This is a genomic window from Actinomycetospora aeridis, assembly GCF_037400275.1.
GTDB lineage: Bacteria > Actinomycetota > Actinomycetes > Mycobacteriales > Pseudonocardiaceae > Actinomycetospora > Actinomycetospora aeridis.
In genome coordinates, this window is the sequence record NZ_JBBEGL010000003.1 from 391,725 (window position 1) to 410,670 (window position 18,946).

At 75.0% G+C, this 18,946-nt stretch carries 22 protein-coding genes; 20 read left to right on the plus strand and 2 right to left on the minus strand.

What is annotated here, in order from left to right; all coding sequences use genetic code 11:
* Entirely contained in the window at positions 1–1,332 is a 1,332-nt protein-coding gene (hisD, locus tag WCD41_RS12425) for a histidinol dehydrogenase (RefSeq protein ID WP_337713738.1), read from the plus strand.
* On the plus strand, positions 1,329–2,450 hold the full coding sequence (locus tag WCD41_RS12430) for a histidinol-phosphate transaminase (RefSeq protein ID WP_337713739.1): 1,122 nt from the start codon (positions 1,329–1,331) through the stop codon (positions 2,448–2,450). Before hisD ends, WCD41_RS12430 begins: the two co-directional genes overlap by 4 nt.
* Here the strand turns inward: WCD41_RS12430 and WCD41_RS12435 are convergent.
* Positions 2,447–2,941, minus strand: a complete 495-nt coding sequence (locus WCD41_RS12435) for a winged helix-turn-helix transcriptional regulator (RefSeq protein WP_337713740.1) — start codon at positions 2,939–2,941, stop codon at positions 2,447–2,449. The two genes, WCD41_RS12430 and WCD41_RS12435, sit on opposite strands and share 4 nt — an antisense overlap.
* A 100-nt stretch (positions 2,942–3,041) precedes the next feature.
* Between WCD41_RS12435 and WCD41_RS12440 the strand changes: the two genes are divergently transcribed.
* The 11 genes from WCD41_RS12440 (at position 3,042) to hisI (ending at position 10,078) form a co-directional block, all read left to right on the plus strand.
* Positions 3,042–3,665 carry a dihydrofolate reductase family protein gene (locus WCD41_RS12440; RefSeq protein ID WP_337713741.1) on the plus strand — a complete coding sequence of 208 codons (624 nt, stop codon included), beginning with the start codon at positions 3,042–3,044 and terminating at the stop codon, positions 3,663–3,665.
* Between the two features lie 21 nt (positions 3,666–3,686).
* Positions 3,687–4,292 carry an imidazoleglycerol-phosphate dehydratase HisB gene (gene hisB / locus WCD41_RS12445; RefSeq protein WP_337698854.1) on the plus strand — a complete coding sequence of 202 codons (606 nt, stop codon included), beginning with the start codon at positions 3,687–3,689 and terminating at the stop codon, positions 4,290–4,292.
* Positions 4,289–4,447: a CG2302 family histidine operon protein gene (locus WCD41_RS12450; protein WP_337713742.1), complete on the plus strand. Its 159-nt coding sequence runs from the start codon at positions 4,289–4,291 to the stop codon at positions 4,445–4,447. Before hisB ends, WCD41_RS12450 begins: the two co-directional genes overlap by 4 nt.
* An 82-nt stretch (positions 4,448–4,529) precedes the next feature.
* Positions 4,530–5,192: a class I SAM-dependent DNA methyltransferase gene (locus WCD41_RS12455; RefSeq protein ID WP_337713743.1), complete on the plus strand. Its 663-nt coding sequence runs from the start codon at positions 4,530–4,532 to the stop codon at positions 5,190–5,192.
* The gene (gene hisH, locus WCD41_RS12460) at positions 5,189–5,863 is read left to right on the plus strand and encodes an imidazole glycerol phosphate synthase subunit HisH (RefSeq protein WP_337713744.1); all 675 of its coding nucleotides are present in this window, start codon (positions 5,189–5,191) and stop codon (positions 5,861–5,863) included. Before WCD41_RS12455 ends, hisH begins: the two co-directional genes overlap by 4 nt.
* A 100-nt stretch (positions 5,864–5,963) precedes the next feature.
* Positions 5,964–6,398: a YciI family protein gene (locus tag WCD41_RS12465; RefSeq protein WP_337713745.1), complete on the plus strand. Its 435-nt coding sequence runs from the start codon at positions 5,964–5,966 to the stop codon at positions 6,396–6,398.
* A gap of 44 nt (positions 6,399–6,442) precedes the next feature.
* A complete protein-coding gene (locus WCD41_RS12470) occupies positions 6,443–6,856 on the plus strand; it encodes a YciI family protein (RefSeq protein ID WP_337713746.1) in 414 nt (137 codons plus the stop codon).
* A 65-nt stretch (positions 6,857–6,921) separates the two neighbouring features.
* On the plus strand, positions 6,922–8,142 hold the full coding sequence (locus WCD41_RS12475; RefSeq protein ID WP_337714212.1) for an RNA polymerase sigma factor: 1,221 nt from the start codon (positions 6,922–6,924) through the stop codon (positions 8,140–8,142).
* A 16-nt stretch (positions 8,143–8,158) separates the two neighbouring features.
* The gene (priA, locus tag WCD41_RS12480; protein ID WP_337713747.1) at positions 8,159–8,893 is read left to right on the plus strand and encodes a bifunctional 1-(5-phosphoribosyl)-5-((5-phosphoribosylamino)methylideneamino)imidazole-4-carboxamide isomerase/phosphoribosylanthranilate isomerase PriA; all 735 of its coding nucleotides are present in this window, start codon (positions 8,159–8,161) and stop codon (positions 8,891–8,893) included.
* Positions 8,894–8,954: 61 nt separating this feature from the next.
* Positions 8,955–9,728, plus strand: coding sequence for an imidazole glycerol phosphate synthase subunit HisF (gene hisF, locus WCD41_RS12485; protein WP_337713748.1), 774 nt, complete (start codon positions 8,955–8,957; stop codon positions 9,726–9,728).
* Positions 9,725–10,078 carry a phosphoribosyl-AMP cyclohydrolase gene (gene hisI / locus WCD41_RS12490; RefSeq protein ID WP_337713749.1) on the plus strand — a complete coding sequence of 118 codons (354 nt, stop codon included), beginning with the start codon at positions 9,725–9,727 and terminating at the stop codon, positions 10,076–10,078. The genes hisF and hisI overlap by 4 nt, the downstream gene beginning before the upstream one ends.
* Here hisI and WCD41_RS12495 read toward each other — a convergent pair.
* On the minus strand, positions 10,033–11,025 hold the full coding sequence (locus tag WCD41_RS12495) for a LysR family transcriptional regulator (protein WP_337713750.1): 993 nt from the start codon (positions 11,023–11,025) through the stop codon (positions 10,033–10,035). The genes hisI and WCD41_RS12495 overlap by 46 nt on opposite strands.
* A 74-nt stretch (positions 11,026–11,099) precedes the next feature.
* On the opposite strand from WCD41_RS12495, the gene WCD41_RS12500 reads away from it, so the two are divergent.
* From WCD41_RS12500 to lgt, 7 genes are all read left to right on the plus strand, one after another.
* A complete protein-coding gene (locus WCD41_RS12500) occupies positions 11,100–12,101 on the plus strand; it encodes a DMT family transporter (protein WP_337713751.1) in 1,002 nt (333 codons plus the stop codon).
* 217 nt (positions 12,102–12,318) lie between these two features.
* A complete protein-coding gene (locus WCD41_RS12505; protein WP_337713752.1) occupies positions 12,319–13,947 on the plus strand; it encodes an anthranilate synthase component I in 1,629 nt (542 codons plus the stop codon).
* Positions 13,944–14,633 (plus strand): Trp biosynthesis-associated membrane protein, encoded by a 690-nt coding sequence (locus tag WCD41_RS12510; RefSeq protein WP_337713753.1) that lies wholly within the window; start codon positions 13,944–13,946, stop codon positions 14,631–14,633. Before WCD41_RS12505 ends, WCD41_RS12510 begins: the two co-directional genes overlap by 4 nt.
* 40 nt (positions 14,634–14,673) lie before the next feature.
* Entirely contained in the window at positions 14,674–15,483 is an 810-nt protein-coding gene (trpC, locus tag WCD41_RS12515) for an indole-3-glycerol phosphate synthase TrpC (RefSeq protein WP_337713754.1), read from the plus strand.
* 63 nt (positions 15,484–15,546) lie between these two features.
* On the plus strand, positions 15,547–16,845 hold the full coding sequence (trpB, locus tag WCD41_RS12520) for a tryptophan synthase subunit beta (RefSeq protein WP_337713755.1): 1,299 nt from the start codon (positions 15,547–15,549) through the stop codon (positions 16,843–16,845).
* A gap of 17 nt (positions 16,846–16,862) precedes the next feature.
* Positions 16,863–17,654, plus strand: coding sequence for a tryptophan synthase subunit alpha (trpA, locus tag WCD41_RS12525; RefSeq protein ID WP_337714213.1), 792 nt, complete (start codon positions 16,863–16,865; stop codon positions 17,652–17,654).
* A gap of 24 nt (positions 17,655–17,678) precedes the next feature.
* Positions 17,679–18,812: a prolipoprotein diacylglyceryl transferase gene (lgt, locus tag WCD41_RS12530; RefSeq protein ID WP_373695123.1), complete on the plus strand. Its 1,134-nt coding sequence runs from the start codon at positions 17,679–17,681 to the stop codon at positions 18,810–18,812.
* Positions 18,813–18,946 lie beyond the last annotated feature (134 nt).

Genomic DNA, 18,946 nt, shown 5'->3' on the forward strand with positions numbered 1-18,946 from the left:
GTGCTGTCCCGGATCGACCTGCGCGCCGCCGTCCCCGCCCCCGCCGAGCTGCGGGCGATCGTGCCCCGCGCCGCGGTCGACGTCGACGAGGTCGTCGAGCGGGTGCAGCCGGTGATCCAGGCGGTGCGCGAGCGCGGCGCCGAGGCGGCCCTGGAGTTCGCGGAGAGGTTCGACCGGGTGCGCCCGGAGTCGGTGCGGGTGCCGACGGCCGCGCTGCGCGAGGCGCTCGACGGCGTCGACCCGGAGGTCCGCGCGGCCCTGGAGACGTCCATCGAGCGCGCGCGGACGGTCCACGCCGACCAGCGCCGCACCGACACCACCACGCAGGTGGTCCCGGGCGGCACGGTCACCGAGCGCTGGGTGCCCGTGGCCCGGGTGGGCCTGTACGCCCCGGGCGGGCTCGCCGTCTACCCCTCCAGCGTCGTCATGAACGTCGTGCCGGCCCAGGAGGCCGGGGTCGAGGGTCTGGTCGTCTGCTCGCCGCCCCAGGCCGAGTTCGGCGGGCGGCCGCACCCGCTCATCCTCGCGGCCGCGGCCCTGCTCGGCGTCGAGGAGGTGTGGGCGGTCGGCGGTGCCCAGGCCGTCGCGCTGCTCGCGTACGGCGGCGTCGACACCGACGGCACCGTGCTCGAGCCCGTCGACATGGTCACCGGCCCGGGGAACGTCTACGTCACCGCCGCCAAGCGGGTGCTGCGCGGGCGCATCGGCATCGACTCCGAGGCCGGCACCACCGAGATCGCGATCCTCGCCGACGACACCGCCGACCCCGTGCACGTCGCCGCGGACCTCATCAGCCAGGCCGAGCACGACCCCGTCGCCGCATCGGTCCTCGTGACGACGAGTCCGGAGCTCGCCGACGCCGTCGACACCGAGCTCGTGGCCCAGGTGGCCACCACCAAGCACACCGAGCGGATCACCACGGCGCTCTCGGGCCCGCAGTCCGGGACGATCCTGGTGTCGTCGGTGGCGGACGGTCTGCGGGTGGTCGACGCCTACGCCGCCGAGCACCTGGAGATCCAGACCGCGGACGCGCGCGGGGTGGCCGCGCGTGTGCGCAACGCCGGCGCGGTGTTCGTCGGCCCGCACAGCCCGGTCTCGCTCGGCGACTACTGCGCGGGCTCCAACCACGTGCTCCCCACGGCCGGGTGCGCGCGGCACTCGAGCGGCCTGTCGGTGCAGACGTTCCTGCGCGGCATCCACGTCGTGGACTACTCGGCCGACGCGCTCGCCGAGGTCGCCGACCGCGTCGTCGCCCTCGCCGACGCCGAGGACCTGCCCGCGCACGGGCAGGCCGTGACGGCGCGGTTCGACCGGCGGGAGGTGCGCTCGTGAGCGACGTCATCGGCGCCGGGGTGACCCTCGACGACCTGCCGCTGCGCGACGACCTGCGCGGGCGAAGCCCCTACGGCGCACCGCAGCTCGAGGTCCCCGTCGCGCTCAACACCAACGAGAACCCGTTCCCACCGCCGCCGGCGCTCGTCGAGAGCGTCGCCGCGGCGACCCGGGAGGCGGCCGCGACGTTGCACCGCTACCCGGACCGCGACCACGTCGCGCTGCGCTCGGCGCTCGCGGCCTACCTGACGCGGGCGACGGGAGTGCGGCTGGCGACCGAGAACCTGTGGGCCGCCAACGGCTCCAACGAGGTGCTCCAGCAGCTGCTGCAGGCCTTCGGTGGTCCGGGGCGGCTCGCGCTGGGCTTCGAGCCGAGCTACTCCATGCACCCGATCCTCGCGGCCGGCACGCGCACCGAGTGGCTGCCCGCCCCGCGCCGCGACGACTTCTCCCTCGACGCCGCCCAGGCGGTCGACGTCGTCCGCGAGAAGCGGCCCGACGTGCTGTTCGTGACGACGCCGAACAACCCCACCGGCCAGTCTATCGACCTCGACGAGCTGCGCGCGATCGCCGAGGCGGCCACCGGGCTCGTCGTCGTCGACGAGGCGTACGTCGAGTTCTCCTCGGGCCCGAGCGCGGTCGAGCTGCTCGAGCCCCTCGGCCACAAGCTCGTGGTCAGCCGCACGATGTCGAAGGCGTTCGCGTTCGCCGGTGGCCGTCTGGGCTACCTCGCGGCGGCACCGGCGATGATCGAGGCGCTGATGCTCGTGCGCCTGCCCTACCACCTGTCGTCCCTGACCCAGGCCGCGGCCTTGGCCGCCCTGGAGCACGCCGACGACACCCTCGCGCTCGTCGCGACGCTGTCCCGCGAGCGCGACCGGATCGCCGCCGCGCTCGCCGAACTCGCCGCGCACGTCGTGCCGAGCACCGCGAACTTCCTGCTCTACGGCGGCTTCCCCGCCCGCCACGCGGACGCCCACGCCGCGTGGCAGGCCTACCTCGACGCCGGCGTGCTCGTCCGCGACGTCGGCATCCCCGGGATGCTGCGGGTCACCGTCGGCACGCCGGAGGAGAACGACCGGTTCCTCGAGGTCAGCGCGACGGTGCTCGCGGCCTAGCTCGCCCGACGGGCCGCCTCGCGCGCCGCGCGCAGGCGCTCGAGCACCGGCTCGCGGGGGTGGCCCGGAGCGGGCGCGCCGAGGTGGGTCACCCGCAGCTCGGCCATGAAGTCCTCCCACATCGCCGGCCCGCCCTCGTCGAGGAGCCGCGCGCGCACGGCCAGCTCCTCGGTGGTCTCCCGGTGGCGCAGCCCCCAAGCGCCGAGGACGGCGAACACCGGGACGAGCTGGATCGAGGACTCGGTGAGGCTGTAGGTCGCGCGGCGCCCCCGGCCGGGGTCGTCGCGGGTGAGCATGCCGTCGTCGACGAGACGGTGCAGCCGGTCGGCGAGGATGTTCGAGGCGATGCCCTCCTCGGAGCCGGCGAGCAGCTCGCGGAAGTGGCGGCGTCCGCCGAACGTGATGTCGCGCAGGACCAGCAGCGTCCAGTGGTCGCCGAGGGCCTCGACCGCCCGGTTGATCGGGCAGCCCGACCGTCCGTTCTGCCTCATCCGCGCCTCCAGGAGAAGAGTGGTTGCACTTTACCAGCAGGTGGCGCTAGCTTCGCAGTGACTGGTTGCACTGTGCAATCACTGGTCCTCGGAGGACACCATGGCCCGCCTGCGCGTGCACGCGTTCACGATCACCCTCGACGGGTTCGGCACCGGCGCTGGCCAGCGGGTCGACGCGCCGTTCGGCGACGGTGTCGAGGGGCTGCACGACTGGATGATGCCGAGCTTCCGGGGCGAGGGGACCGGGGTGGACGACGCCGCGTTCCGCGCCGGGGAGCAGGACATCGGCGCGACGATCATGGGCCGCAACATGTTCGGCCCGGTGCGTGGCGACTGGCCCGACGAGAGCTGGCGGGGCTGGTGGGGCGAGGACCCGCCGTACCACCACGACGTGTTCGTCCTGACCCACCATGCGCGTCCGTCGCTGTCGATGGACGGCGGCACGACGTTCCACTTCCTCGAGGCGACCCCGACCGACGTGTTGGCCCGCGCGACCGAGGCCGCCGGCGGCAAGGACGTCCGCCTCGGCGGCGGCGTCGCCACCGTGCGGGCCTTCCTGTCCGAGGGGCTCGTGGACGAGCTGAACCTCGTGATCGCGCCGATCCTCGCCGGTGCGGGGGAGCGGCTGTTCGAGGGACTCGACGCCCTGCCCACCGGCTACCGCGTCGCGAGCCTGGTGCCGGGCGGCTCCGGCGCGGTGCACGTCCAGGTGGTGCGGCGATAGGCGATCCGTACCCTGGAGGATGTGAGTCGCACGGGACGCGTGGAGCGCGTGACCAAGGAGTCGAGCGTGCTCGTCGAGATCGATCTCGACGGCACGGGCCGCACCGAGGTCGCCACCGGGGTGCCGTTCTTCGACCACATGCTCGACGCGCTCGGCAAGCACGGCGCGCTGGACCTCGTCGTCCGGGCCACCGGCGACGTCGAGATCGACGCCCACCACACCGTCGAGGACGTGTCGATCGTGCTCGGCCAGGCGCTCAAGCAGGCCCTCGGCGACAAGTCGGGCATCCGCCGCTTCGGCGACGCCTGGATCCCGATGGACGAGGCGCTCGCGCAGGCCGTCGTCGACGTGTCCGGCCGGCCGTACTGCGTGCACACCGGCGAGCCGGAGTCGATGGCCGGGTTCGTCGTCGGCGGCAACTACCCGACGGTGCTCAACCGGCACGTCTTCGAGTCGATCGCCTTCCACGCCGGCATCGCCCTGCACGTGCGGGTCACCGGCGGTCGCGACCCGCACCACATCACCGAGGCCGAGTACAAGGCGCTCGCCCGCGCCCTGCGCGCGGCCACCGAGCCGGACCCGCGCCTCGAGGGCCCGGCGTCGACGAAGGGCGTCCTGGAGTCGTGACCTCCGGGGACGTGCTGATCGTCGGGCTCCTGGCGCTCGCCGGCTTCCTCGTCGGCGGGGTCGTGAGCTTCTGGCCCCGCAACAAGGTGGGCGCGGGGATCTGCGCGGTTCTGGCCGTTCTCGCGCTGGGCGGCGCCATCCTGCGTCTCGTCTAGCTGACGCCTCCGTCACTCGGGTGATACACCCGCCGCGGATCGGGAACCACGCTGCGCGCACCGGAGCGAGCGAGGAGGCAGCGTGGACAGCGCCACGGACGGACCGGCGCGGCTGGCCCTCCTGGACGCCGGGACGGACGTCGCGGTCACCCGCCGCGTCTACGACGAGTGGGCGCCGACCTACGACGGCGACGACGTCGGTGTCCTCATGGGGCACATGACCGCGGCCCAGGTGGCCGAGCGCGTCGCCTCGCTCGTCCGCCCCGGGACCGAGGTCCTCGATGCGGCGTGCGGCACGGGGGCCGTCGGTGCCGAGCTCGCGGCCCGCGGCTTCCGGTCGATCGACGGGCTCGACCTCTCGCCCGGCATGCTGCGCCTGGCGCGGCGACGCGGCGTCTACCACGACCTCGGGCCTGCCGACCTGCGGCGCACCACGCCCGGCGCGGGGAGCAAGTACGGCGTCGTCACCTGCGTCGGTGCGTTCGCGCCCGGCCACCTCGGTCCCGGTGCCCTCGTCGGGCTGGTGCGTGTGATCCGGCCCGACGGTTTCCTCGTCGCCACCGTCGCGGAGGAGACCTGGGCCGCGGAGGGCTACGACCGGGTGCTCGCACGGCTCGTGGCCGACGGCTATGCGCACCTCGTCGAGCAGACGGACACGGAGGACCCGGCGGGCCCCGGGCGGCTCCTGGTGCTCTCGGCGCGGGAGGTCCCCGGCCCGGGCCGCTCGGTAATCTGGATCCCGTGAGCTCTCCCGCCGCCTCCGTGCCGCGCCCGTCCACGCGCACCCCGCGCGTCGTCGTCCTCGACTACGGCTCGGGCAACCTGCGGTCGGCGGAACGGGCGCTCGAGCACGTGGGCGCGGACGTCGAGGTCACCGCCGACGGGCGCGCGGCGCTGGACGCCGACGGGCTCGTCGTGCCGGGCGTCGGCGCGTTCGCCGCCTGCGCGGCCGGTCTGCGCTCGGTGCACGGCGAGCGACTGATCGAGCAGCGCCTCGCGGGCGGGCGGCCGGTGCTCGGCATCTGCGTGGGCATGCAGGTGCTCTTCGAGCGCGGCGTCGAGTTCGGCGAGGAGGCCGAGGGCGCGGGCCAGTGGCCGGGCACCGTCGAGAAGCTGCAGGCGCCGGTGCTGCCCCACATGGGGTGGAACACCGTGCAGGCTCCGTCGGACAGCGTCCTGTTCGCCGGGATGTCCCCGGACACGCGCTTCTACTTCGTGCACTCGTTCGCGGCCCGGCGCTGGGAGCAGGAGGCGCCGGAGCACTTCCGTCCGGCGCGCGTGACCTGGGCCCACCACGGTGAGGACTTCGTCGCCGCCGTCGAGAACGGCCCGCTCGCGGCCACCCAGTTCCACCCGGAGAAGTCGGGCGAGGCGGGGGCCGAGCTCCTCTCGAACTGGCTCGGCAGCCTGCGGTAGAGAATCTTCCCGGCGCGGTGTCGAAAGCGTCGCCGCCCGTTCGACGCGAGGGCGAGCGGCGGGGTGGACGATCCCGTCGACGAGCCGCGAGGAGAGCCCGATGCGCTACATGCTGATCATGTCGGCCCCGGAGTCGATGGCCGTGGAGGGTCCCGACGCCCCACCGGCCGAGGGGATCTTCGAGGCGATGGGCCGGTACAACACCGACCTCGTCGACGCCGGTGTGCTCCTGGCGGCCGAGGGCCTCACCCCGAGCGCCGACGGTTTCGTCGTCACCCACGACGGCGAGTCGCCGACCGTCACCGACGGGCCCTTCGCCGAGGCCAAGGAGCTCGTGGCCGGCTTCTGGATGATCGAGGTCGCCTCGCGCGAGGAGGCCGTGCAGTGGGCGCGCCGCTGCCCGATCGGCCCGGGCGTGCGGCTGGAGGTCCGCCGCATCGCCGAGCTGGCCGACCTCGAGGGTGTCGCCCCCGCGGACGTGCTCGACGCCGAGGCGACCCTGCGCCGGCGGGTCGCCGAGCGCGAGCAGGTCTGAGCTCCCCGAACGACAACCCCACCCCGGAGGACACCGTGCGCTTCATGCTGCTGCTCAAGTACGACGAGGCCGCCCAGGCGGCCACGCCGCCCGACCCCGCCCTCTTCGAGGAGATGGCGAAGTTCAACACCGCGATGGTCGACGCCGGGGTGCTGCTCGCCGGCGAGGGCCTGCTGCCCAGCGCCAAGGGCGCGCTCGTGTCCTTCGACAGCGAGGAGCCGACCGTCACCGACGGCCCGTTCGCGGAGGCCAAGGAGCTCGTCGGCGGGTTCTGGATCCTCGGGGTCGACTCGCTCTCCGACGCGGTGTCCTGGGCGCGCCGGGCCCCGTTCCGCGACGGCGAGCGCATCGAGGTGCGTCGGGTCAGCGAGCCCGAGGACTTCGAGGGCATCGCCCCGCCCGAGGTCATGGAGGCCGAGGAGGAGCTGCGGGCGCGGCAGGCGCAGCAGCACGGGTGACCGCCCCGACGACCACCGACCCCGCCCGGCCCGATCCCTTCGGGGTCCTCGAGACGGTGTGGCGGATGGAGTCGGCCCGCATCGTGGCCGGCGTCGCGCGGCTCGTGCGCGACGTCGGCCGGGCCGAGGAGCTCGCCCACGACGCGCTCGTCGCGGCGATGGAGCAGTGGCCGGTCGAGGGCGTCCCCGACAACCCGGCGGCGTGGCTCGCCGCGACGGCCCGGCGGCGCGCGATCGACATGATCCGGCGCGAGCAGACGCTCGTGCGCAAGACCGGGACGCTCGAGGCGGGGGAGTCGGGTACGACGCCGGCCGCGGACGCCGAGGTCGGCGACGGGGCCGCGGCGCTGGGCGACGACGTGCTCGCGCTGCTGTTCGCGACCTGCCACCCCGCGGTCGCGCGCGAGTCGCGGGTCGCCCTCACCCTGCGCCTGTTCGGCGGCCTGACCACCGACGAGATCGCGCACGCGTTCCTCGTCCCGTCGCCCACCATCGGGCAGCGGATCTCCCGGGCCAAGAAGCGGCTGGCGGGGGTCGGCCCGGAGGCCCTCGCGGTGCCCGTCGGCGACGAGCTCGCCGACCGGCTCGGCCCGGTGCTCGAGGTGATCTACCTCGTGTTCAACGAGGGCTACGCCGCGACCACCGGCGTCGACTGGACGCGCCCGACCTTGTGCGTCGAGGCGATGCGGCTCGGCCGGGTCCTGGCCGCGCTGCGCCCGCAGGAGCCGGAGGTCCACGGCCTGGTGGCGCTCATGGAGCTGCAGGCCTCGCGGCTGCGGGCGCGGATCGGGCCGTCGGGCGAGCCGGTGCTGCTCGGCGACCAGGACCGCAGCCGGTGGGACCGGGTGCTGCTGCGACGCGGGCTCGCGGGGCTGGAGCGCGCCACGGCAGGGTCGGGGGCGCGCGGCCGGTACACGCTGCAGGCGGCCATCGCGGCGTGCCACGCCCGTGCCCGGTCCACCGACGACACCGACTGGGCGGCCATCGCCGCGCTCTACGCCGAGCTCGGGGCGCTCGCGCCGTCGCCGGTGGTCGAGCTGAACCGGGCGGTGGCGGTGGCGCGCGCCGAGGGGCCCGAGGCCGGGCTCGCGGTGCTCGAGCCGCTGCGCGACGAGCCGGCGCTGACCGGCTACCACCTGCTCCCCGCGGTGCGCGCGGACATGCTCACCACGCTCGGGCGTCGCGACGAGGCCGTCGCGGAGATCGACCGGGCCCTCGAGCTGGTGCGCACGCTCGCCGAGCGGGAGCTGCTGGAGCGGCGGCGGTCGGCGCTGCTGGGCCCGTAGGGCAAAATCGCGCGCCGTGACCATCGACCTGCTCCCCGCCGTGGACGTCGTGGACGGCCAGGCCGTCCGGCTCGTCCAGGGCGTCGCCGGCACCGAGACCGGCTACGGCGACCCCCTGGACGCGGCGCGCGCCTGGGCCGCCGACGGCGCCGAGTGGCTGCACCTCGTCGACCTGGACGCCGCCTTCGGGCGCGGCTCGAACGCCGAGCTGCTGGCGTCGGTCGTTGCGGAGATCGACATCAAGGTCGAGCTGTCCGGCGGCATCCGCGACGACGCCTCCCTGCGCCGGGCGCTGGGCACCGGCTGCGAGCGGGTGAACATCGGCACCGCGGCGCTCGAGGACCCCGAGTGGTGCGCGAAGGCGATCGCCGAGTTCGGCGACCGGGTGGCCGTCGGGCTCGACGTGAAGATCAGCGAGGGACGGCACCGGCTCGCCGCCCGCGGCTGGGTGTCCGACGGCGGCGACCTGTGGAGCGTGCTCGCCCGCCTCGACGCCGAGGGGTGCGCGCGCTACGTCGTCACCGACGTCGGGCGCGACGGCACGCTGACCGGACCCAACACCGAGCTGCTCGAGGCGGTGTGCGCGCGCACCGACCGTCCCGTCGTGGCCTCCGGCGGGGTCTCGTCGCTCGACGACCTGCGGGTCCTGTCCGCGCTGGCGCCCCGGGGCGTCGAGGGCGCGATCGTCGGCAAGGCCCTGTACGCCGGCAACTTCACCCTCGCCGAGGCGCTGGCCCTCACACGTACGTGAGCACATTCCGGGCCCACGGGCCCGGAAAGTGCTCACGTGGGGCGCGGTTAGGCTGATCGGTATGGGTGTCGCCGTCCGCGTGATCCCCTGCCTGGACGTCGACGCCGGCAGGGTGGTCAAGGGCGTCAACTTCGTCGACCTGCGCGACGCGGGCGACCCCGTCGAGATGGCCCGGCTCTACGACGCCGAGGGCGCCGACGAGCTCACCTTCCTCGACGTCAGCGCCTCCTCGGGCGAGCGCGAGACCACTTACGACGTCGTGCGGCGCACGGCCGAGCAGGTGTTCATCCCGCTGACGGTCGGCGGCGGGGTGCGCACCAACGACGACATCGACAAGCTGCTGCGTGCCGGCGCTGACAAGGTCGGCATCAACACCGCGGCCATCGCCCGCCCCGAGTTCCTCGGCGAGGCGAGCCGGCGCTACGGGTCGCAGTGCATCGTGCTGTCGGTCGACGCCCGGCGCGTCCCCGAGGGCGGGCAGCTGACGCCGTCGGGCTTCGAGGTCACCACCCACGGCGGGCGGCGCGGCACGGGCATCGACGCCCTCGAGTGGGCCCAGCGCGGCCAGGAGCTCGGCGTCGGGGAGATCCTGCTGAACTCGATGGACGCCGACGGCACCAAGGCGGGCTTCGACCTCGACATGATCACCAAGGTGCGGGCGCTCGTCGACGTGCCGGTGATCGCCAGTGGCGGCGCCGGCGAGGTCGAGCACTTCCCGCCGGCCGTGGCGGCCGGGGCGGACGCGGTGCTCGCGGCCAGCGTGTTCCACTTCGGGATCATGCGGATCGGCGAGGTCAAGGACGCGCTGCGGGCCGACGGGGTGGAGATCCGATGAGTTGGGACCTCGACCCGGCGATCGCGGCGCGCCTCAAGCGGGGGCCCGACGGCCTCGTGTGCGCGGTCGTCCAGCAGCACGACACCCGCGAGGTCCTCATGGTCGCGTGGATGTCCGACGAGGCCCTCGCCCGCACGATCGCCACCCGCGAGGGCACCTACTGGTCGCGCTCGCGCGACGAGCTCTGGGTCAAGGGCGCCACCTCGGGCCACGTGCAGAAGGTCGTCGAGGTGCGCCTCGACTGCGACGGCGACACCGTGCTCGTGCTCGTCGACCAGTCCGGCGCCGCCTGCCACACCGGCGATCACACCTGCTTCGACGCCGACGTCCTGCTGCCCGGCGACGCCTGAGGGGTCTCCGCGGCGGGGTCCGTCCGCCCGGGCGAGCCGGCCGCGACGGCGTCGCGCTCGCCGGCGACGGCGGTGAACGTCTCGACCGCCGCGCGAACGGCCGCCGTCTCCCGGTCGGTGCGCCAGACCGCGTCGATGCTGCGGCGCAGCGGCGGGTCGGTGGTCACCGCGACGACCGCGGCGGGCAGCGGCGGCCGGGCGAGGCGGGGGACCAGCGCCGCCACCCCGATCCCCGCCGCGAGCTCGACGTGCATCCCGAACCCGCGGACCTGGCACGTCACGCGGGGTTCGAGTCCCTGGGCCCGCAGGGTGTGCAGGAGCCACGACCCGGCCCGGGTGCCGACGCCGTCGGCGACCCAGTCGAGGTCGTCGACCTCGGCGAGCGTCACCGGCTCCCGACCGGCCAGCGCGTGCCCGGCCGGCAGCAGCAGGTCGATGACGTCGTCGCACAGCCGCGCCCGCGAGGTGCCGGCCGGGATGGGTGCCGGCGAGCCCTCCCAGTTCTCGACGACGGCGATGTCGAGGTCGCCGGCGAGCACCGCGGGCAGCGTCTCCTCGGCCTCGCCGTCGGCCAGCGCCACCCGCAGGTCGGGCTGGGCGCGGCGCAGGCGCGCGAGGGTCGGCGGGGCGAGGGCGTGCACCGAGGTCTGGATGGCGCCGATGCGCAGCTCGCCGACCACCTCGTCGCGCAGGCGGTCGAGGTCGAGCCGGGCGGCGGCGACGCGGGCGAGGATGTCGGCGGCGTGCTCGGCGAGCATCCGCCCGGCCGCGGTGAGCCGCAGACCGCGCCCGGCGGGCTCGGTGAGCGGGGCGCCCGCCTCCCGCTCGAGCTTCGCGAGCTGCTGCGAGACGGCCGACGGCGTGAGGTGCAGCGCGGCGGCCGCACCGGCGATCGATCCCCGGCCCGCGAGGGCGTCGAGGGCACGGAGGCGGTCGAGCGCGAACACGGTAGAGAATCTAACGGGTCAGGCGCAGAAAGGATCGCTGGTTCTCAACTGTTGCGGCGCGCAACATCGTGGGCGTGACGCGCTCCCTGCCTCGCCCCGCGCCCACCACGACCGACCCCGCACCCCGTGTCCGCCTCGACCCGCGCCTCGTCGCCGTGGCCGGCAGCCTCTGCATCGCGTTCTCGCCGATCTTCATCGCGCTCGCCGACGTCAGCCCGGGGACCGCGACGTTCTTCCGCTGCGCGCTCGCGCTGCCGATCCTCGCCCCGCTGGCGTACCTGGAGTGGCGACGCCGGCGCCGGGTCGCCGCGAGCACCGGGAACCGGCCCGTGATGCTGCTCGTCGGGGGCGTGCTGCTGGGGTTCGACATGACGTTGTGGGCGGAGTCGGTGCGCTCGGTCGGGGCCGGGGTGTCGACGGTCGTCGTCAACGCGCAGGTCGTGATCCTGCCGCTGCTGGCGTTCCTCGTCCTGGGCGAGCGGGTGCGACGGACGTTCGTGCTCGCGGTGCCGGTGATGCTCGTCGGCGTGGCGCTGGCCGGCGGGCTGGTCGGCGGCAGCGACGCCGCGTCGGCGCCCGCGCCGGTGCGGGGCACGGTCACGGCGCTGATCGCCGCGGTGGCCTACGCGGGCTACCTGCTGTTCGTGCGTCTCGGCGCCGGGCCGGGGCAGCGCTTCACCCCCGTCGCGTTCGCGACCGTCGGCGCCGCGGTGACCTCCTTCGTCGTCGGGTCGTTCTGGCAGGGCATCGACCTCGCGCCCGGCTGGCCCGCGCTGGGCTGGCTGATCACGCTCGCGATCGTCGGGCAGGTGATCGGCTGGGTGCTCATCGCCTCGGCGCTCCCGCGGCTCGCGTCCTCGACCGGCGCCTCGATCCTGCTGCTCCAGCCCGTCGGGGCGGTCCTGCTCGGCGCCGTTGTGCTCGGCGAGCGCCCGGGCGTGCTGCAGCTCCTCGGCTGCGCGGTGGTCCTCGGCGCGGTCGCCGTCGCGGCCCGGACCCGCGCGGCCCCGGCGCCGGAACCGGCCGGCGAGCCGGCGGTGGAGCCGCCGGGGGAGGGCGCGGCCGCTCGCGGGTGATCAGGAGCGCGTGGTGCACCTGGCGTGCGCGGGCGGGTGCTTGAGACGCTCTTGATCTCCGGTGTGGGCGCCGCGCGCGTGATCAACGGGGACTTTCGACGCGTAGAAGCAGCGAACGTCCCGTTGAGCACGCCGATAGGGCGTTCGTTGCGGATCTCGCCCCGCCCCGCCGACCCGGTGGGGGAGCGCTGTCGGGGGAGGGGGCCACAATGACGGCGTGCCCCCGTCCGACGCCTCCACCGCCCCGCTCGGCGCGGTCGTGCCCGATCGCGCGGGGTTCCACGCCCTGGCCGCCCACCACCGCGTCATCCCGGTGACGCGCCGGCTGCTGGCCGACGGCGAGACGCCCGTGGGGCTCTACCGCAAGCTCGCGGGGCGGCGGCCCGGCACGTTCCTGCTCGAGTCGGCGGCGCACGGCGAGTCGTGGTCGCGGTGGAGCTTCGTGGGGGCCCGCAGCGCGGCCACGCTCACGGAGGCCGACGGGCGCGCGGTGTGGACGGGCCAGGTGCCGGTCGGGCTGCCCGGCGGCCCGGACGACGAGCGGACGTGGGACGACCCGCTGGCCGTCCTGCGCGAGACGCTGCAGCGCCTGCGCACCGACCCGTTCCCGGGCCTGCCGCCGCTCACCGGCGGGCTGGTCGGCTACGTCGGCTACGACGCCGTACGCCGGCTCGAGCGGGTGGGCGACCACGCGGTGGACGACCTGCACCTGCCCGAGATGGTCATGCTGCTCGCCACCGACGTGGCCGCGCTCGACCACCACGAGGGCACGGTCACGCTCATCGCCAACGCGGTGAACTGGGACGACAGCCCCGAGCGCGCCGACGCCGCCTACGACGACGCCCTCGCCCGGCTCGACCGGATGACCGCCGAGCTCGCGGCGCCCGCGCCGTCGACCGTCGCCACCGCACGCGAGGCCGGGCGCCCGGAGAATATCCGCCGGCGACGTTCGCCGGAGGAGCACCACGCCGCCATCGAGGTGGCCAAGGAGCGCATCCGCGCGGGCGACGCGTTCCAGGTCGTGGTCTCCCAGCGCTTCGAGCTCGAGACGTCGGCCGACGCGCTCGAGGTCTACCGGGTGCTGCGGATGACCAACCCCAGCCCCTACATGTACCTGCTGCGTCTCGCCGACGGTGACGGACGGCCCTTCGAGATCGTCGGCTCGAGCCCCGAGGCGCTGGTGACGGTGCGCGACGGCGTGGCGACCACCCACCCGATCGCCGGCACGCGCTGGCGCGGCGCCGACGCCGAGGAGGACACCCTCCTCGCCAAGGACCTGCTCGCCGACGAGAAGGAACGCGCCGAGCACCTCATGCTCGTCGACCTCGGGCGCAACGACCTGGGCCGGGTGTGCGTGCCGGGCACGGTGACCGTGCGCCGGTTCTTCGAGATCGAGCGCTACAGCCACGTCATGCACCTCGTGAGCACGGTGAGCGGGCGCCTCGCGCCCGGGCGCACCGCGTTCGACGCCGTGGCGGCCTGCTTCCCGGCGGGCACGCTCTCGGGGGCGCCGAAGCCGAAGGCGCTCCAGATCATCGACGAGCTCGAGCCCACCCGGCGCGCGCTCTACGGCGGCATCGTCGGCTACCTCGACTTCGCGGGCGACGCGGACACCGCGATCGCGATCCGCACCGGGCTGCTGCGCGACGGGGTCGCCTACGTCCAGTCCGGCGGGGGCATCGTCGCCGACTCCGACCCGGAGGCCGAGGACACGGAGTGCGTCAACAAGGCGCGCGCCGTCCTCGCCGCCGTGGCCGCCGCCGACACCGTCGCCACGCCGGCGACCGTCTCCGGCGTGCACGCCGACGAGAACGGATCCGCCGCTCCCGTTCCGGTCGTGCCGTGACAGGGGTCCCGCGCCGGCCCTCCGCGCCACCCGCACGCCTGCTCGGGCTCGTCGCGGTGCTCCTGGCGGTCGCGGCCGCGGTGCTGTGGGGATCGTCGCGGCTGTCCTGGGTCAGCCAGGTCGTCGAGGGCGTCCCCGGGACGCGCACGAGCTCGGCCGACGGCGCCACCGCCGAGCCGATCCTGGTGCCCTGGGCGCTGCTGTGCCTGGCCGCGATCGGGGGCCTCGTCGCCACGGCCGGCTGGGGCCGGCGGGTGGTCGGCACGCTGGTCGCCGTCGCGGGGCTCTGGGCCGTCCTCCGCTCGGCGAGCGGGCTGCTCGCCCCCTCGGCCGCCGCGCTGCCGGACGGGATGCGGCCCGGCGACCGCCCGCTGCCACCCGAGGTGGTCGTGGGCGGCCCGCTCCTCGGGCTGGTCGGCGGCCTGGTGATGCTCGCCGCGGGGCTGCTGACGGTGCGCTGGGCCGCGGTGCTGCCGCGCCTGGGCGCGAAGTACGACGCCCCGGGAGCCGGCACCCGCGACGCGCGTCCGCGCCCGACCGACCCGGACAAGGCGCTGTGGGAGGCCCTCGACGACGGCCGTGATCCCACCCGCGATCCCACACGCGAGCCGGACCCCGATCCTCCCGACGGACCCCGCGCGGGACCCTCCGACGGGGTGGGCAGCGCCGGAGGAGGGGCGGGTTAACATGGAGCGAACTCGGACGGGGGAAAGGGGCAGACCCGGCGTGAGCGTCCTGGAGCAGATCCTCGAAGGGGTCCGGGCCGACCTCGCCGCTCGCGAGGTCGCCGTCCCCTTCGACGTCATCAAGGACAAGGCGGCCTCCGCGCCGCCGGCCCGCGACGCGATCGCCGCCCTGCAGGGCCCCGGCATCGGGGTCATCGCCGAGGTCAAGCGCGCGAGCCCCTCCAAGGGCCACATGGTCGACATCCCGGATCCCGCCTGGCTCGCCGGCCGCTACGCCGACGGGGGCGCCCGGGTCGTCAGCGTCCTCACCGAGCAGCGCTTCTTCGGCGGCTCGCTCGACGATCTCGACAAGGTGCGCGCCGCGGTCGACGTCCCGGTGCTGCGCAAGGACTTCGTGGTCGGCACCTACCAGGTGCACGAGGCGCGGGCCCACGGCGCCGACCTGGTGCTGCTCATGTGCTCGGTGCTGGAGCAGAACGCCCTCGACGCGCTCGTCGACCGGGTCGAGTCCCTCGGGATGACGGCCCTGGTCGAGGTGCACAACGAGGAGGAGGCCGACATGGCGCTGCGGGCGGGCGCCAAGCTCGTCGGCATCAACGCGCGCGACCTCCACACCCTCGAGGTCGACCGCTCGGTCTTCAGTCGCATCGCCCCGGGCCTGCCCGGCGAGGTGCTGCGCGTCGCCGAGTCGGGTGTCCGCGGCCCGGGCGACCTCATGACCTACGCCGGCCACGGTGCCGACGCGGTGCTGGTCGGCGAGTCGATGGCCACGGCCGAGGATCCCCGGGCGGCGGTGCGCCAGCTCGTCACGGCGGGGTCGCACCCGGCGTGCCCGAAGCCCGCGCGCTGACCCACGCCCGCTCGTCGCCCCGCCGACGTCCCCGCCCACCTCGTGCAGGAAGAAGTACCTGAGATGACGTCGGCCAGCTCCGCCAGCCAGGGTCTCGCCGGGACCGCGCACGAACCCGACGACCGGGGCCACTTCGGGCCCTACGGCGGGCGGTTCATGCCGGAGGCGCTCATCGCCGCGGTGGACGAGGTCGCCGCCGAGTACGAGAAGGCGCGCCACGACCCGGAGTTCCTCGCCGAGCTCGACCGTCTCCAGCGCGACTACGCCGGCCGTCCCTCCCCGGTCACCGACGCGCGGCGCCTGTCCGAGCACGCCGGCGGCGCGCGCATCCTGCTCAAGCGCGAGGACCTCAACCACACGGGCTCACACAAGATCAACAATGTGCTGGGCCAGGCTCTGCTGACGAAGCGCATGGGCAAGACCCGGGTGATCGCCGAGACCGGCGCGGGCCAGCACGGCGTGGCCACTGCGACGGCCGCGGCGCTGATGGGCCTCGAGTGCCAGGTCTACATGGGTGAGGTCGACACCGAGCGCCAGGCCCTCAACGTGGCGCGGATGCGCCTGCTCGGGGCCGAGGTCGTGCCGGTCACCACCGGGTCGCGCACCCTCAAGGACGCGCTCAACGAGGCCTACCGCGACTGGGTCTCCAGCGTCGGCCACACCCACTACATCCTCGGCACCGCCGCCGGGCCGCACCCGTTCCCGCGGATGGTGCGCGACTTCCACCGGGTGATCGGCCTGGAGGCCCGCGAGCAGGTGCTCGCCGCCTACGGCCGGCTGCCCGACGCCGTCGTCGCCTGCGTCGGCGGCGGGTCCAACGCGATCGGGATCTTCCACCCGTTCCTCGACGACGCCGGCGTCCGGCTCGTCGGCTACGAGGCCGCGGGCGACGGCGTCGACACGGGCCGCCACGCCGCGTCGATCACCGGCGGCTCGCCGGGCGCCCTGCACGGCGCGATGTCGTACCTCCTGCAGGACGAGGACGGCCAGACGCTCGAGACGCACTCGATCTCGGCGGGCCTCGACTACCCGGGCGTCGGCCCCGAGCACGCCTACCTCGCCGACTCCGGCCGGGCCACCTACGAGCCGGTCACCGACGCCGAGGCCATGGAGGCGTTCCGGCTGCTCTGCCGCACCGAGGGGATCATCCCGGCGATCGAGTCCGCACACGCGATCGCGGGCGCGCTGCGGCTCGGGAAGATCCTCGGGCCGGACGCCACGATCCTGGTCAACCTCTCGGGCCGCGGCGACAAGGACGTCGACACCGCCGCCCGCTGGTTCGGGCTGGTCGACCCGGCGTCGTTGCCGACCGAGGAACCGCCGGCCGAGTCCGACGCGCAGACGGGGGAGCGGGAGCTGTGACGGGCGTGCAGACGGGTGTGGAGCGCCTCGGCGAGGTCTTCACCGCCGCGAAGGCCGAGGACCGTGCCGCGCTCATCGCCTACCTGCCCGCGGGCTACCCGACGGTGAAGGGCTCGGTGGGCCTGCTGACGCAGACCCTCGCCGCGGGCGCCGACCTCGTCGAGGTCGGGCTGCCCTACTCCGACCCGGTGCTCGACGGCCCGGTCATCCAGCACGCCGTCGAGGCGGCGCTACGGGCCGGGGTCCGCGTGCGTGACACCCTCGAGGTCGTCGAGCAGCTCGCCGCCCGCGGCGGGCGCGCGGTCGTCATGACGTACTGGAACCCGGTGCTGCGCTACGGCGTCGACGCGTTCGCGCGCGACCTGGCGAACGCCGGCGGTCTCGGCGTCATCACCCCGGATCTGGTGCCCGACGAGGGCGCCGGGTGGCTCGCCGCCGCGGAGCGCGAGGGCCTGGCGCCGATCTTCCTCGTGGCCCCGTCGTCCACCGACGAGCGCATCGCGGCGACGACCGCGGCGACGCGCGGCTTCCTCTACGCGGCCTCCACCATGGGCGTCACGGGCGCCCGCGACGCCGTGTCCGATACGGCGACGACGCTCGTCAGCCGCGCCCGCAGCCACACCGACCTCCCGATCGGCGTCGGACTGGGGGTGCGCAACGGCGCCCAGGCCGGGGAGGTCGCGAGCTTCGCCGACGGCGTCATCGTCGGGTCCGCGCTGGTGAGCGCCGCCGAGCACGGCCGCGCGGCCGTCGCGCGGCTGACCACCGAGCTGGCCGCCGGGGTGCGGGGCCAGCACACCGGCCGCTGACGGGCGGGCGATAGCGTGACGGACGTGCTCGCCGCGGTCGCCGTCCCCACCTATCTTCCCAGCCCGCCCCAGGGCGTCTGGGAGCTCGGGCCGATCCCGCTGCGGGCCTACGCGCTCTGCATCATCGCCGGGATCGTCGTGGCGATCCTCTGGACCGAGCGCCGTTTCGTCGCCCGCGGCGGCGAGCCCGGCACGGTCACCGACATCGCGGTGTTCGCCGTGCCGTTCGGGCTCATCGGCGGTCGGCTCTACCACGTCGCCACCGACTGGCCGACCTACTTCGGCCCCGGCGGCGACCCGGTCGCCGCGCTCTACATCTGGCAGGGCGGGCTGGGGATCTGGGGCGCGATCGCGCTCGGCGGGGTCGGCGCCTGGATCGGGTGCCGGCGCCGCGGCATCCCGCTGACGGCCTTCGCGGACGCCGCCGCCCCCGGGATCGTCGCCGCGCAGGCCATCGGGCGGCTCGGCAACTGGTTCAACCAGGAGCTCTACGGCGGGCCGACGACCCTCCCGTGGGGCCTCGAGATCTACCGACGGGTGGACCCGTCGACCGGGCTGCCCGACAACCTCACCGGCGTGGTGGTCGACCCCACGCCGATCGCGATCGTGCACCCGACCTTCCTCTACGAGCTGCTGTGGAACCTCGCGGTGGCCGCCCTCGTGGTCTGGGCCGACCGGCGCTTCCGGCTCTCGCACGGCCGGGCCTTCGCGCTCTACGTCGCGGGCTACACCGCCGGGCGCTTCGCCATCGAGCTCATGCGCACCGACCCCGCGACCCGGGTGTTCGGCGACATCCGGATCAACGTGGTCGTCTCGGCCGTCGTGTTCGTCGGCGCCGTGCTGTACATGGTGGTCTTCCGCGGCCGGCCGCGTGAGGTGTTCGGGCGCACGGCCGCGACGGGTTCGGGGGACGAGGCCCCGGGTACGCCCGAACTCGTGGCCGACAGCAGCACCGGCAAGAGCACCGGGGACAGCACCGAGGACCAGCGCGCCCACAACGAGGTGGAGGCGCGCCGCAACGAGAAGTCGCCGGCCGCGGAGGCCGGTGGCCACGGTGGGTCGTCGAGCTCCAGCAGCGTCGACGCCGCGCCCGCCGATCCCGCGCAGGAGCGCGAGGAGGACGTGCCGGCGGAGCCCCCGTCGAGCGCCAAGAGCTGACGTCCACGCTCGACCGGAGACTGACGACCGGTCCTGACGGGCCTGCCGCGGCCCGGTTCGCCGTCTAGGATCGAGCTGCACCGCGCGGGACGTCGGGGTCCGGCGCCGCGGTCGGTGCGTCTCACCTCCGTGCG

Bases quoted from the DNA above. Each gene is read 5' to 3' on its own strand.
- WCD41_RS12475 (WP_337714212.1), top strand. From the start codon at position 6,922: ATGGAGTCGGCCCGCATCGTGGCCGGCGTCGCGCGGCTCGTGCGCGAC.
- hisF (WP_337713748.1), top strand. From the start codon at position 8,955: ATGGGTGTCGCCGTCCGCGTGATCCCCTGCCTGGACGTCGACGCCGGC.
- WCD41_RS12470 (WP_337713746.1), top strand. From the start codon at position 6,443: ATGCTGCTGCTCAAGTACGACGAGGCCGCCCAGGCGGCCACGCCGCCC.
- hisI (WP_337713749.1), top strand. From the start codon at position 9,725: ATGAGTTGGGACCTCGACCCGGCGATCGCGGCGCGCCTCAAGCGGGGG.
- WCD41_RS12465 (WP_337713745.1), top strand. From the start codon at position 5,964: ATGCGCTACATGCTGATCATGTCGGCCCCGGAGTCGATGGCCGTGGAG.
- WCD41_RS12440 (WP_337713741.1), top strand. From the start codon at position 3,042: ATGGCCCGCCTGCGCGTGCACGCGTTCACGATCACCCTCGACGGGTTC.
- trpB (WP_337713755.1), top strand. From the start codon at position 15,547: ATGACGTCGGCCAGCTCCGCCAGCCAGGGTCTCGCCGGGACCGCGCAC.
- WCD41_RS12435 (WP_337713740.1), bottom strand. From the start codon at position 2,941: ATGAGGCAGAACGGACGGTCGGGCTGCCCGATCAACCGGGCGGTCGAG.